The organism is Pseudomonas sp. CFII64, assembly GCF_000416235.1.
Lineage (GTDB): Bacteria > Pseudomonadota > Gammaproteobacteria > Pseudomonadales > Pseudomonadaceae > Aquipseudomonas.
The window spans coordinates 43,139-55,067 of sequence record NZ_ATLO01000042.1; the positions used below are offsets into that span (position 1 = coordinate 43,139).

Sequence of the window (11,929 nt, forward strand, 5' to 3'; positions counted from 1 at the left end):
GCGTTGCTGGATGGTGAGCCAAGCCCTATGCTAGGAAAAGCTTCTAATCTAAATACTCAAGTATAAGCCTGGGCAATAATGACAAACTCCACGTCCATTTTTCAGAGAGACCCCGAAGCCAAGCGTTTTCTCAACGATCGCCTGGACTGGAATTTGTTGCGGACATTCCTGGTTATTGGTCAGGAAGGCAGCATTAGCCGGGCCGCCGCTCGCTTGCACCTGAGTCAACCGGCGATCAGTCAGGCGCTGAAAAGACTGGAAGAGCAACTGGCCAGTGAGTTGGTCGTGCGGCGCGGGCCACGTATCACCCTGTCCAAGGCAGGCGAGGAAGTCATGCAGATCGCTGCCGACCTCTATGGTACCGTCTCCCGTCTAGGCCCCGCGCTGGATGCACCTGCAGAGTCGGTAACGGGTAAAATCAGGCTGCTGTCCATCAGTCGCATCCAGTCTCGCAGCTACGATGATTTTTTGGCGCAGTTCCACACGGAATTTCCTCAAGTGGAATTGGAGATTGATGTACTGCGTAGCTCCGATGTGATCAGCGCACTACTTCAGAAGACAGCGTCGTTCGGTTTGAGCCTGTGTCGTACACCACAGCCCCGTCTCGAACAGCGGGTGATGCTCGAACAGCGCTACGCATTTTTCTGTGGAAAGCGCCATCGATTATTTGGTCGCAAGAACCTGGCGTTGTCGGACCTGCAAAGCGAAAACTTTGTGAGTTTCACCAGTGACCAGATTGGCGGCAATCTATCGCCGCTTACCGTGTTCAGGGATCAGCAAGGTTTCACTGGACGAATTGTCGCTTCCTCGCCAAGCCTGGATGAAATCCTGCGCCTGGTCGGCGCGGGTTATGGCATTGGATGCCTACCCGAACACATCGTCGCTGCCGATGTGCAAGCCGACGACATCTGGCGTCTGCCTCCCTGGGAAGGCGTCAGCGATGTGAATGTCTATCTGCTGTGGAATCGGGAGCAGAAAATGACCCGCGCCGAATCGGTCTTTCTGGAGCGCTTCCAGCAAATGCTGATGACTACCGAAGCCGCTGACAGGTTTTAGATCGTCATCAGCGGCCTCTTACCTGCTTGGGGGCAAATTCCGAGTCTTTGATGGCAATCGCCGACACAGAAGATCCCCCAGAGTGAACGTTGGTTATGGCCAGGCTCCGTTACCGGATGTTCTTGTCCAGGAACTCACGGATAACGGGAATGATTTCCTTGCCGTGGGTTTCGAGAGCGAAGTGTCCGGTATCAAAGAAGCGAATGTCAGCCTTGGGGATATCGCGCTTCCAGGCCTCAGCCCCGGCAGGCAGGAAGAAAGGATCGTTTTTCCCCCAGACTGCCAACAGCGGCGGCTGATACTTGCGAAAGTACTCCTGGAAGGTTGGGTAGAGCGCTACGTTCGAGGCGTAGTCCAAAACCAGGTCGAGCTGGATCTCCGCATTTCCAGGTCGAGATATCTGAAGCCCCTCCAACGTGTAGCCATCGGGTGAAACGGAACTCTTGTCGGTAACCCCTTCGAGGTACTGCCACTTGATCGAGGCCGGTGTCGGGAAGTCATGCAAGGCGCTCCGGTTCTGCGCAGTCGGCTCGTGCCAATACTTCTGAATCGGCGCCCAACCCTCGCCCAATCCTTCCTCATAGGCGTTGCCGTTCTGGGAAATGATTGCGGTTACCCGGTCAGGATGGGCAACAGCCAGGCGCCATCCGACCGGAGCACCGTAGTCGTGAACCATGAGCGCGTAGTTATCGAGTTTGAGTTGCTCGGTAAACAGGCCAATGGTCTTCGCCAGTTGGCTGAAGGTATACGCATATTCACCTCTCCCCGGGGCTTCGGTGAAACCAAAGGCTGGCAGGTCGGGTGCGATCACATGATAGCGGTCAGCTAACGCGGGAATAAGATCGCGGAACATGAATGACGAGGCGGCAAAGCCGTGCAATAGCAGCACTGTCGGTGCGCTTGGGCTGCCTGCCTCACGATAGAAAACCTTAACATCGCCCACCTGCTCGTAGCGGTAATGAACCTGAGCGGCGGCATTGGCAGATTGCGCGCCGCCCATCAGCAGAGTAGCCGCGAGCCCCGCAGCCGCTATGGATTTTGAAGAGGTCATGATCATTCTCCTGTAACCGTTAATAACGAGGTTTGAAGGTTACGTTCTATTTTGGTAACCTGTCAAACGTCATTTATCAGTTACAGGCCATCATGACTTCGACCAGCTCTTCCTCAGGCGCGCTCTTCCTGGCTGACAACCTTGCCCTTGACTTCATAAACAGCGAGTACGGTGTGGGCGATCAGCGCCATGAAATTCTCACCGATGATGAAAGCGTGGTGAACTGGCTGACGATGGCAGGGTTGCTGCCCGAGAACGCTGAGCAGAGGACACCGCGTGGGTTGCTCGCTCATGCTCGCAAGCTTCGCGAGTGTTCCCGGGCGGTGGTAAACGCTGCAATGCACGGCGGTCCAGTCGATCTCACCGTCATCAACCAGGTACTTGAAGCGGGCCGGTCGACGAGGATGCTGGAATGGAACGATGAATTGCGTAAGTTCCGAGTCGCAATTCACCAAAGGGACAGCAGTGCGGCAAGCCTGCTTGGACCTGTGGCCGAGTCCTTGGTCAGTCTGGTCACTGACAATAAGTTCGAATTCGTCCGGCAGTGCGAGGCCGATGATTGCGTGCTGCTTTTCCATGACTTGAGCAAATCACACCGCCGCCGCTGGTGCAGTATGGCGACCTGCGGTAACCGCATGAAAGTGGCGGCATTCCGCGCCAGGAAGCAATCTGAATAGCCTTTTCAGGCACGCGCGACTGCGACGTTAAGCTTTTGTCAGCCGTATGAAATCGATGTCCGCCCTGTCTTCCAGAGACCGATACCGAAAGCACCTTCAGTTTCCGATCTGTCATGGCAGCCGTTGCCAGATACTTTCATCAAGATGCGGCTGCCTGCCTCGCAGCCGCCCACACTCACCAGGGTTGGCGACCATGACTGCCAAAAAAACCGCCCGTGGGCCCTTCCGGTCCAAGCAATGCCATTCTGATTGCCGTGGCTGCGCCCTCTTCAGGCGTCAACACACCTGAATTGCCGTTGAGATCGGTGCGCACATGTCCGGGTTCGACCGCGTTCACCTTGATTCCCAGCGGCTCCAACTCTTTTGCGAAAGACACCGTGACGGCGTTCAGCGCCACCTTGGAAGAGGTGTAGTCGAGAAGGTTGACGCTTGAGTAGATCGAAGTAGGATCAGTTATCAAGGTCAGCGAACCAACCCCGCTGCTCATCATCACGATCCGTGCCTGGTCGGCGGCCTTGAGCAAAGGAAGAAAGGACTGGGTAACGCGAACAGGACCAAACAGGTTGACCTCGAAAACCGCTTTCATATCCTTCATCTGAACTTCGCTAGGCGGCTTCGTCATATCGACGGCAATGCCGGCATTGTTGACCAATATATCGAGCGAGGTAATTTGAGAGGTTAAGGTGGCGGTGGCGCGATGCACGCTGGCTTCGTCGGCAACGTCCAGTTCAAGCAAGCCCACATCGAGTCCCTTATCGCGCAAATCGGCAACGGCCAGCTCGCCACGCGCACTGTCGCGAGCACCGATCCAGACGAAAAAGCCAGCCTCTGCGAGGCCTCTGGCGATAGCCAGACCAATCCCTTTATTGGCGCCAGTGACCAGCGCCTGTCGTTTGTCATTCACGGTTTTATCCTGGTCGTTTGGGAGTTTTGCCATCATGAAGCCTGTGTTGTGCTTCAGGCTGTCTGCGCCACCGCTTCGCTTTGCGTACCTTGAACGTGGTGCCGAAGGTCGCCGGCAAAGCGTAACGTCACTTCACGGCGACTGAACCGCCACTCACCGTCATGAAGTTCAAACTGATCCAGGTACTTGCCGGCACAGATAGGCTGCAAGGGAAAATCATCGAGCTGCTGGTGCACGGTGTAGTAGCTTGCCGAACTCGCCTTATCGCCCGACGCAGCCACGTCAATCAGCACGTTCGTGATGGAATGCCAGGTGCGCGGGGTTCCATCTGAATGGACCTGAAGACCGGCCTGAAAAAACGTCAACAGTCCCTCCAGCGTGGACGCCTCATTGCCCAGCACATGAATCACGGCATGCTGAAGCACGTCTGCTACGCCGGGGAAATCACCGCTGTCCAAACGATGAATGTAAGTGGCGTGAAGTCGATGAATCGCGCTCTCGGCCGCAAGGCGGGTGACGATATCCAGATTGTTGCTCATGTTTTTCTCCAGGGCTCTAGGCCGGCGGTGGATGGAGTTGAGGATCGGCTAAACGGTTTCGTGAACTCGACAAGGCGCCTTGGCTAACACCCAATGCCGTCCCGAGAATCAGTTCTGTCAGGCAACACTGCTGCTTCAGACCTGGGAAGCTCCACCATCAGCGAACAGTTCCACGCCATTGATATAGCTGGCGGCATCACTGGCCAGGAAAGCCACCGCCTTGGCGATTTCATGCGCTTGGCCGATGCGCCCGATGGTGCTTTTTTCGCTCAGCGACTTGATGACGGCTTCTGCGTGTTCAGCCAGCATATTGCGCAACGAATCGGTGTCGACGGGGCCGGGGCTCAACAGATTGATCCGCACCCCGCGACCTTTGATATCGAGAACCCAGCTCCTCACCAACGTTCGCAACGCTGCCTTGGTCGCGCCGTAGACACTCAAGCCGGGACCGGGATCGATGGAAGCGGTAGAACCAATGATCACGATGCTGCTGCCATCGCCCATGAGCGGCAGCGCACCCTGTACGGTGAACGTCACGCCTTTCACATTGGTATTGAACACTCGGTCGAAATGCTCCTCGGTAATGCTGCCTAGCGGCGCAAGCTCGCCCATCCCCGCGTTAGCGACGAGCACGTCGATCCGGCCGTGACGCGATTTGATCTCGCTGAACAAGCCGCTGAGGTCCGTGCTGCTTGAAACATCAGCCACTACCGCGCTGGCGCGGTTTCCGAGGCTGGATAGAGCCTCGTCCAGTTGCTGCTGGCGACGCCCGGTGATTACCACATGGGCGCCCTGCTCTACGAGTTCCTTGGCGATGGCGAGCCCCAAGCCCGATGAACCGCCGGTGACCAGTGCGACTTTGTCCTGGAATTGCATAGCGTTGTACCTCTGTTTGTATCGAAGACCGATAAAATCATGTAGTGAACACTACATACGCACAGAGGGAGATGCAAACTATTTAGTAACTGCTACATATTCAACGCTTTGGTTGCCAGGCAATTGATCTCGGATATAGCGGTCGCTACACTGCTGATCCTACAGACGAGGTCAACATGAACGACAAGGTCCGCCAGCGCCGCCCTGCTTTCGATAGAGAAGCGGGCGTTGCCATTGCCCAGGCACTGTTCCACGAGCACGGCTTTGATGCGGTGAGTCTGACGGACCTGGTCGAAGCCATGGATATCAAGCCTCCCAGCTTCTACGCCGCCTACGGCAGCAAAGCTGAGCTGTTCGAGCGAGCGATTCTCAGATATGTCAGCGAAAAGGCACTGCCCATGGACAAATTGCTTTCGCCTGACCGACCGCCGGGCGAAGCGCTGGCTGCGCTGCTGGTGGCTGCGGCGAAGCAATATGGCAAGGACAGTATTTTGCGCGGCTGCATGGTCGCCGAGGGCATGCGCGCAGACGACGCAATTGCTCGCAAGATCGCAGAAGCTCTCGCCGATGGGGGCTTGATGGTCGTTCGCAGCTATCTGGACGAGGTCCACCCGCAACGAGCCCAAACGCTTACGGATTATGTTTCAGTCACACTGCGCGGCCTGTCGGCAGCGGCCTGTAATGGCATGCCGCGCAAACGCTTGATCGAAGTAGCGCAGACCGCTGGCAGGTTCATCGCCTACGAACTGGAAAACCCGCAGGCTTGAGCATCAACCGTTCACTGGCTGCACTCAATGCCTGTGCCGTGAGGCCGGGAGAAAGTCTCCAGGCTTAAAACTAAAAAAAACCTCGAAGATTCATTCAGTGCCTGTCAGCACGACTGTCACGTCACCTGCCATTGAACAAACCTACTAGTTGGTAGACAATGACGGCTTGGGCCACGGACTTCGTACCCTTCAAGCGTGCCCGCCCGCAACGGAGAGCCCCATGGACCAGCCCCAGTTCCCTAAGTTGCTCACTCTCGACCTACCCAATGCGCCGCTGATAATCATCTCGCAACCTTTGGCATGTGTAGGCAGAAAGAAAGACATCACCAGTGCCACGCCAGCCTCTGGTCAAGAGGCGATCTCATGACCAGCATTCCTGGCCTGCCGCCAGCTTTTGCTGTGTTATCGAATGCTGCCGGGGTCGAAAACAAACCGCGGGCGCCGACCACTACCCCAGATTTTCAATCCCAATTGAAGACTCATTCCAAGCCTGCTTCGTTGCCACCCGGTCCAGCAAGTGCACAGGCGCCAGCGGAGTTGGCCGAAAGTGATTCTCGGCGGGCGGACGTGGAAGCGATGCTTCAATTGCTGGCTTGGCGCAAGATCACGTTCAATGCGCCGAACAAGATGGGTCGATTGGCACCTTCGGCCTCAGCAAATAGCTGGGCGATCTCAAGCGACAGTATCGACGATCAGATTTTTCAGGCCTGTGCGGAGACGATCAACCTTGCTCACACTGACGAGCACAAGACTGCTATGTGTCCAGAGCAGGTCCAGGATCAGAGCGTGTGGCGTGCCGATTCCTGCGGGAGCGATGTTATTGAAGGCGCTCCATACGGGAGCGGACTTAATGCTTCAGCAATCGCCGTGGCGCTGTCGGGAACCACCCTCATCTGGCTACCGTTTGAAACGGTTCGAGCGCCATTGCAATCGCCACGGGTACGATTCTGGCCCCGGCGCAAGCCCCCTTCCGCCGAGGCTCATCATGCTGATCAGCCGGATGCGGATGTCAGCACCAATGGGTGACTATAAGCAGAGTCCCCGCCACGTTGCGCAGACAGGCAAGTCTTAGATTTGAGTGAGGCCGCCGTCGACAATCAACTCCACACCGTTCACATATTTAGCGTCAGCGCACGCAAGGAAAAGTGCGGACGACGCAATTTCTTCAGGCTGGGCCATGTAGCCCAGCGGAACGGTTTGCTCCACATGGTCTTTCAATGCCTGAATCTGGCTCTCGTCCATCTTCAGCCCGTTATCCATCAACGGTGTTCTGGTAAAACCAGGACTTAGCGCATTCACGCGTATTTTCCGACCTTTAAGTTCATTGGCCCAGGTTCGTGCGAATGAGCGCACCGCAGCCTTCGAAGCACTGTAAAGACTAAGACCTTCCATCCCGGTGACAGAACAAATGGAAGCGGTCAGAACGATTGACGAGCCATCCTTCATCAACGGCAACAGCGTCTGGACAGTGAAAAACACACCCTTAACGTTAATATCGAACATGTTGTAGTAAGCGGCTTCAGTCGTTTCGCCCACTGGGTTTTTTTCGCAGACACCGGCATTGGCGAAGACTGCGTCGAGTTGACCGTCCCGAGCTTCGACCAATGCTTTGAGCGAATCGAGATCGGCCTGCTGAGCGACATCAGACACCACCGCCACGGCATTATCGCCCAGTGCGGCAACCGCAGCGTCCAACGTTGCCGCCGAGCGCCCGGTGATATAAACGCGTTTAGCGCCCTCGGCTAACAGCGCTTGGGCAATCGCGAAGCCGATTCCAGTCGAGCCGCCCGTGACGACTGCTACTTGATTGATAAATTTACCAGACATGTTTTGACTCCTGAGTAACGCATTTATGGTGAGTTGAAAATTTGGCAACTGCTCGGCGCTGGAGTCAGTCAAGGTTCGGGCTGACCGAAACGCCGAAAGGAGCCGTTGCTTTTGGTAAACGAGGCATCGAGGCATACACAGACAGCAGCGCTGAAACGACCAGGCAGGCAACGATGCCCAGCAGGCTGGCAATGAATCCGGCGGCTAGCGAGGAAGGGGTTTGCGCAGGAGTAGCCAGTGCGTAAAACACGCCACCGAGTACTGCCACCCCCAGCGCGGCGCTGATCTGCAATGCCGAATTGACTACGCCGGAGATCATTCCTGATCCGCCGGGTGGTGCACGATCTATCACGGTTCGAATAAGTGTTGGCAGCGCCCAACCCTGGCCAAACCCGAGTAACCCCACCGCGAGGATCATGAGCGCCAATTGAGGGCTCTCCCCTGCCGGAGCGATAGCGACCGCTGCGCTCAGGATCAGACATCCCAGTACCTCAAGCATCATTCCAATGGCGGGAACAAAACGGCCGAACAAGCGGATGGCAAAGGGAGTTGTCAAAGGGCCAATCAGAAAGCCCACGCCAAACGGGACGAACATCATTCCCGAGGTCAATGGCGTTGCCCCCAGCGCGTCCTGTAGGTAAATCGAAAACGTTAGAAAGAATGCCGATATCACGTAGAAAAACAGTACGCCCGTCAGCCCGGCGACCAGCCCGGGTGCTCGACTGAGTTGCGGACTGACCAGTGGTGTGCCGCCTCGACGCTCCAGCGCGATCTCGTGGCGCCAAAAGGCCGCCGCGACTGCTGGCGAACTGAGCAGCAACAGACAAAGCCACCATGGCCAACCTGCTTCCCGGCCTTCAACCAACGGTACAACCAGCAGCCCAACCGTCAGCGCACACAGCAGTACTCCAATGCGATCCAGTGGCGCCGGAGTCTGGCTCCGGGTATCGGGAAGCAGCCGTATTCCGCCAATAAAAACAGCGATGATGATGGGCAGATTTATCAAGAAAACTGCACGCCATTGCAGGCCCCAGACATTCATCGATATCAGCAAGCCTCCAAGTGCCTGGGCGACAACTGCCGCGAAGCCAATCGTCGCGCCATACACCGCTAACGCACGCGAACGCTCATGCTCCGGAAACAGGGCATGAATGGACGCCAGTCCCTGAGGTGCCATTGCCGCCGCGCTCAAACCTTGCAACACACGTCCGCAGATTAATATCGTCGGCGAGTTGGCAAGGCCACAGATCAAGGAGGCAATGCCGAAGCCGGCCATACCCGCAACGAACACTCGGCGGCGGCCAAACAGGTCACCCAGCCGACCGCCCGTGATAAGGAAGACGGCGTAGCTGGCGGCATAGCCTGAAATGACCCATTCGACCTGCGCGGGGGTAATCGCCAGCCCGCTACGAATTGACGGCAACGCAACATTGACGACGAAAAAATCCAGTGGTGGAAGAAAGGCGCCGACCAGAAGAACAGCAAACGCATACCATCGGCGCGAATCGGCTGCCGGGGCGCAATCCAGTTTGGATGTCATTGGGTAACTCCAGAAAGACACAGCGAGCTAGCACAGGCAGACTTCATATTCATTCATGTCCGCTGCCTGGCAGATAAAACGGCAAGCCTTAGGGTTTGTTGCCGTGGTTGACGGTCTATTGTCCGGATCAACGAGCGACGGCAGCACTGCCATAGCTGCACGTTCTTCGTGCATTTTTGTAAGGCCGCCACCCGTTGTGCAGTTTCTTCAGTCAGGAGTAAAAGCCGACTTGAAATGCTCGCTTCCAGCAACGGGAACCCAGTCTTTGAGAGGCGTCAGGTAGTGCAACTCGAAGCGCCGAGACACAAACTTCCACTGCTCGTCACGACGCTCGAAGCTGTCGTGATAGAGGCCACTGACTTGCACCGGGCCTTGCTCGATGTCGTGAAACAAGCAATTGGCGGCCACTGTCCCAACAGCGCTGTCGCCCTCGATCTTGATCAAAGGGTTGGCCATCCAGTGATGCATGTGCGGCATCTGTCGCCAGCTCTGTTGGGCCATTGCAATGATTTCGTTTCGACTCGCCGCAGATCCGAATCCGGGCAGATCAAGGATTGAATCCTCGTGCCAAAGTTGCTGCAAAACATCGCCGTTCATACGGTCGAAGGCATTTGCATAAGCAGAAATGAGCGTTTCGATTGCCAGACGACTTTCAAGGAGGTCCAGTCGGGTGACCAGTGCTTTGAGATTCATGCCTTTCTCCTACTCAACCAAACCCGGTTGGTGTGGGTTGACCTGTGGCAGTGACTGGCTCAACCAGCGCAAAACCACCCCGAGCGCTTCGTCAGAATTGCGTTCGTAGATCAAGCCGTGACCGTTTCCATGAATGCCCAAAGCAGGCAGGTCCAAGTGGTCGACACGAGCGCCAGCGGTGCGCAGGAACGGCACGATGCTGGTGGCGAAAGTTGCGAATTTCGACGTCTCCCCCGTCAGCAGCGCTACAGGTATTCCTTTGAGGGCCGGTATCTGTAGCGTGGATGGATCAGCGGCTTGCACCTCCTGCGCCGATGCACGTGGCGGATCGTACGTAATCGCAGTCGCTGTCAGTCCCCAGCCTAGAGCGCCGATACCGGGCGTATCGCCAAAGACCGGGCCCATCGGTTCCACAGCGACAATGGCTGCGATAAGCCCAGGCCTGCGATCTGCCAATAACCAGCCATCAGGGCCGGAGGCTGAATGGGTGACAATGATTGCCTTGCCGATTCGGTCCAATAGCTGCGCCAATCGATCCGCGTCCATCTCTTGGGAGGCCGCAAGGTCTTTGGGCATCGGGCCATATCCCGCAATGAACGCATCGAAAGCAGCATCGTCATCCGCAGTAAAGGGCCATTGGGTCCCGCTCCCACCCTCCGGGAAATAGACCTCTTGTGCACGCTCATAGGAAAACGCTGGCCCCATCGCCCCTAATATCTCCGAGTGGTAAGGAGAACGCCCATGGCCAGGTCTGTCGACGCAAAACACCACGTGACCGGACTCCACCAAACGCTGAGCCCAACCGGGTCGACCGTCCGGTGTATCGAACCATTCAGTGGCCTGAAACGTGCCGCCATGCACCAGCACCACAGGATAAGGTTGGGTAATGAACTCCGGGGACTCCCATTCCACGTACATAGGGCCTTTCTGGAATTGCTTGCCGTCTTGATTGACCCGCTCGCCAGTGATCCAGAAATGCCCTCGACGGGAAGTCTTTGCAGGGTTCATATGCCATGGCTCTGGAGTCAGCGCGGCCGGGCGAAGGCGCTTGCTCATGATTGAAAACGCTGACCAATCCTTGCTACCCAAACCGTTCGCGACGGCCGTTTCCATTCTCGACCGAACCACATTTGCGGCAGGCAGACAGAGCCCCCGCTCCTCGGCTGCCTGCAACGCGAGATTCACGTCCTTTAAGCCGAGGAACAGCTTGAAACCTGGCTCGTAGCGCTCGTTGGCAATGTTCTGCCCATAACGCTGGTAACTGGGGCAAGCGAACAGGGTCTGAGTGACGACTTCGATGAATGCTGATGGGCCAAGGCCATATTGCTCGGTGAGCAAGCTTGCCTCAGCCAATGATTCGATGGCTTGGGCGATCATCATGTTGCCGGCGATTTTTGCGATGCAGGCCTGCACGGGTTGATCACCCAGCCTCCAGGTCTGTTTACCGAGCACATCCAACAATGGCTGAACACGATCAATGGCTGCCTCGGGGCCGGCCGCGAGAATGTTCAGTTCACCCGTGGCCGCGACAGCAGGTATGCCGAAAACCGGCGCGGCAATCAACACCAGACCTGCCTCGTCATGCTCCTTCTGCAATTGCTCCATCAGCGCTGGCGACAGCGTCGACATGACGATATGGATGCAGCCGTCACAGGCTGTTTTCAATACCGCAGACTCGAGCAGTACCTCGCGCACCGCAGCGTCATCGGCGAGCATGCTGATGACCACCGGCTGTTGAAACGCAGTCGCCGCGGATGCAAGCACATCGATTTCGTCCAACCCGCAGAGCGCGTCGGCACTGCGATTCCATGCACTCACCCGATGGCCTGCCCGAACCAGCAAAGGAATCATCGCTTGTCCCATCCTCCCGACACCTACAAATCCGATATTCATGTGAATCCCCTCTTGCTTGCCGCCTGAATATTCGTGGATCAATTGTCTGGGGGGATGGGGTTGCAACGCGACTGTCATTGCTGCATCTTCGCCGTTCATTTTTGTT

Annotated in this window: 12 protein-coding genes; 4 read left to right on the forward strand and 8 right to left on the reverse strand. The window is 56.7% G+C overall.

Features of this window, described 5'->3' with window-relative positions:
• Nucleotides 1–78: 78 nt before the first annotated feature.
• Nucleotides 79–1,056: a LysR family transcriptional regulator gene (locus CFII64_RS18120; RefSeq protein WP_020292271.1), complete on the forward strand. Its 978-nt coding sequence runs from the start codon at nucleotides 79–81 to the stop codon at nucleotides 1,054–1,056.
• 109 nt (nucleotides 1,057–1,165) lie between these two features.
• Here the strand turns inward: CFII64_RS18120 and CFII64_RS18125 are convergent, their stop codons facing one another.
• Nucleotides 1,166–2,107, reverse strand: coding sequence for an alpha/beta fold hydrolase (locus CFII64_RS18125; RefSeq protein ID WP_020292272.1), 942 nt, complete (start codon nucleotides 2,105–2,107; stop codon nucleotides 1,166–1,168).
• Between the two features lie 32 nt (nucleotides 2,108–2,139).
• On the opposite strand from CFII64_RS18125, the gene CFII64_RS18130 reads away from it, so the two are divergent.
• Nucleotides 2,140–2,784, forward strand: coding sequence for an ABATE domain-containing protein (locus CFII64_RS18130; protein ID WP_020292273.1), 645 nt, complete (start codon nucleotides 2,140–2,142; stop codon nucleotides 2,782–2,784).
• A gap of 175 nt (nucleotides 2,785–2,959) precedes the next feature.
• Here the strand turns inward: CFII64_RS18130 and CFII64_RS18135 are convergent, their stop codons facing one another.
• The 3 genes from CFII64_RS18135 to CFII64_RS18145 form a co-directional block, all read right to left on the reverse strand.
• Complete coding sequence (locus CFII64_RS18135) at nucleotides 2,960–3,688, reverse strand: SDR family oxidoreductase (RefSeq protein WP_154232587.1); 729 nt, start codon at nucleotides 3,686–3,688, stop codon at nucleotides 2,960–2,962.
• Between the two features lie 53 nt (nucleotides 3,689–3,741).
• Nucleotides 3,742–4,227, reverse strand: a complete 486-nt coding sequence (locus tag CFII64_RS18140; RefSeq protein WP_020292275.1) for a nuclear transport factor 2 family protein — start codon at nucleotides 4,225–4,227, stop codon at nucleotides 3,742–3,744.
• A gap of 135 nt (nucleotides 4,228–4,362) precedes the next feature.
• Nucleotides 4,363–5,103: an SDR family NAD(P)-dependent oxidoreductase gene (locus CFII64_RS18145; protein ID WP_020292276.1), complete on the reverse strand. Its 741-nt coding sequence runs from the start codon at nucleotides 5,101–5,103 to the stop codon at nucleotides 4,363–4,365.
• Between the two features lie 176 nt (nucleotides 5,104–5,279).
• On the opposite strand from CFII64_RS18145, the gene CFII64_RS18150 reads away from it, so the two are divergent.
• Together CFII64_RS18150 and CFII64_RS18155 are read left to right on the forward strand one after the other, a co-directional pair.
• Complete coding sequence (locus CFII64_RS18150; RefSeq protein ID WP_020292277.1) at nucleotides 5,280–5,870, forward strand: TetR/AcrR family transcriptional regulator; 591 nt, start codon at nucleotides 5,280–5,282, stop codon at nucleotides 5,868–5,870.
• A gap of 363 nt (nucleotides 5,871–6,233) precedes the next feature.
• Nucleotides 6,234–6,896: a hypothetical protein gene (locus tag CFII64_RS18155; RefSeq protein WP_020292279.1), complete on the forward strand. Its 663-nt coding sequence runs from the start codon at nucleotides 6,234–6,236 to the stop codon at nucleotides 6,894–6,896.
• A 42-nt stretch (nucleotides 6,897–6,938) separates the two neighbouring features.
• Here CFII64_RS18155 and CFII64_RS18160 read toward each other — a convergent pair whose 3' ends face one another.
• The 4 genes from CFII64_RS18160 to CFII64_RS30160 form a co-directional block, all read right to left on the reverse strand.
• Nucleotides 6,939–7,697 carry an SDR family oxidoreductase gene (locus CFII64_RS18160; protein WP_020292280.1) on the reverse strand — a complete coding sequence of 253 codons (759 nt, stop codon included), beginning with the start codon at nucleotides 7,695–7,697 and terminating at the stop codon, nucleotides 6,939–6,941.
• A gap of 64 nt (nucleotides 7,698–7,761) precedes the next feature.
• Complete coding sequence (locus CFII64_RS18165; protein ID WP_020292281.1) at nucleotides 7,762–9,237, reverse strand: MFS transporter; 1,476 nt, start codon at nucleotides 9,235–9,237, stop codon at nucleotides 7,762–7,764.
• Between the two features lie 207 nt (nucleotides 9,238–9,444).
• Nucleotides 9,445–9,930 (reverse strand): nuclear transport factor 2 family protein, encoded by a 486-nt coding sequence (locus tag CFII64_RS18170; protein ID WP_020292282.1) that lies wholly within the window; start codon nucleotides 9,928–9,930, stop codon nucleotides 9,445–9,447.
• A gap of 9 nt (nucleotides 9,931–9,939) precedes the next feature.
• Nucleotides 9,940–11,922 carry an NAD(P)-binding domain-containing protein gene (locus tag CFII64_RS30160; protein ID WP_218187610.1) on the reverse strand — a complete coding sequence of 661 codons (1,983 nt, stop codon included), beginning with the start codon at nucleotides 11,920–11,922 and terminating at the stop codon, nucleotides 9,940–9,942.
• Nucleotides 11,923–11,929 lie beyond the last annotated feature (7 nt).

Excerpts from the sequence above, each read along its gene's own strand:
- CFII64_RS18120 (WP_020292271.1), top strand. The coding sequence starts at position 79 with ATGACAAACTCCACGTCCATTTTTCAGAGAGACCCCGAAGCCAAGCGT.
- CFII64_RS18125 (WP_020292272.1), bottom strand. The coding sequence starts at position 2,107 with ATGACCTCTTCAAAATCCATAGCGGCTGCGGGGCTCGCGGCTACTCTG.
- CFII64_RS18140 (WP_020292275.1), bottom strand. The coding sequence starts at position 4,227 with ATGAGCAACAATCTGGATATCGTCACCCGCCTTGCGGCCGAGAGCGCG.
- CFII64_RS18145 (WP_020292276.1), bottom strand. The coding sequence starts at position 5,103 with ATGCAATTCCAGGACAAAGTCGCACTGGTCACCGGCGGTTCATCGGGC.
- CFII64_RS18150 (WP_020292277.1), top strand. The coding sequence starts at position 5,280 with ATGAACGACAAGGTCCGCCAGCGCCGCCCTGCTTTCGATAGAGAAGCG.
- CFII64_RS18155 (WP_020292279.1), top strand. The coding sequence starts at position 6,234 with ATGACCAGCATTCCTGGCCTGCCGCCAGCTTTTGCTGTGTTATCGAAT.
- CFII64_RS18160 (WP_020292280.1), bottom strand. The coding sequence starts at position 7,697 with ATGTCTGGTAAATTTATCAATCAAGTAGCAGTCGTCACGGGCGGCTCG.
- CFII64_RS18165 (WP_020292281.1), bottom strand. The coding sequence starts at position 9,237 with ATGACATCCAAACTGGATTGCGCCCCGGCAGCCGATTCGCGCCGATGG.
- CFII64_RS18170 (WP_020292282.1), bottom strand. The coding sequence starts at position 9,930 with ATGAATCTCAAAGCACTGGTCACCCGACTGGACCTCCTTGAAAGTCGT.
- CFII64_RS30160 (WP_218187610.1), bottom strand. The coding sequence starts at position 11,922 with ATGAACGGCGAAGATGCAGCAATGACAGTCGCGTTGCAACCCCATCCC.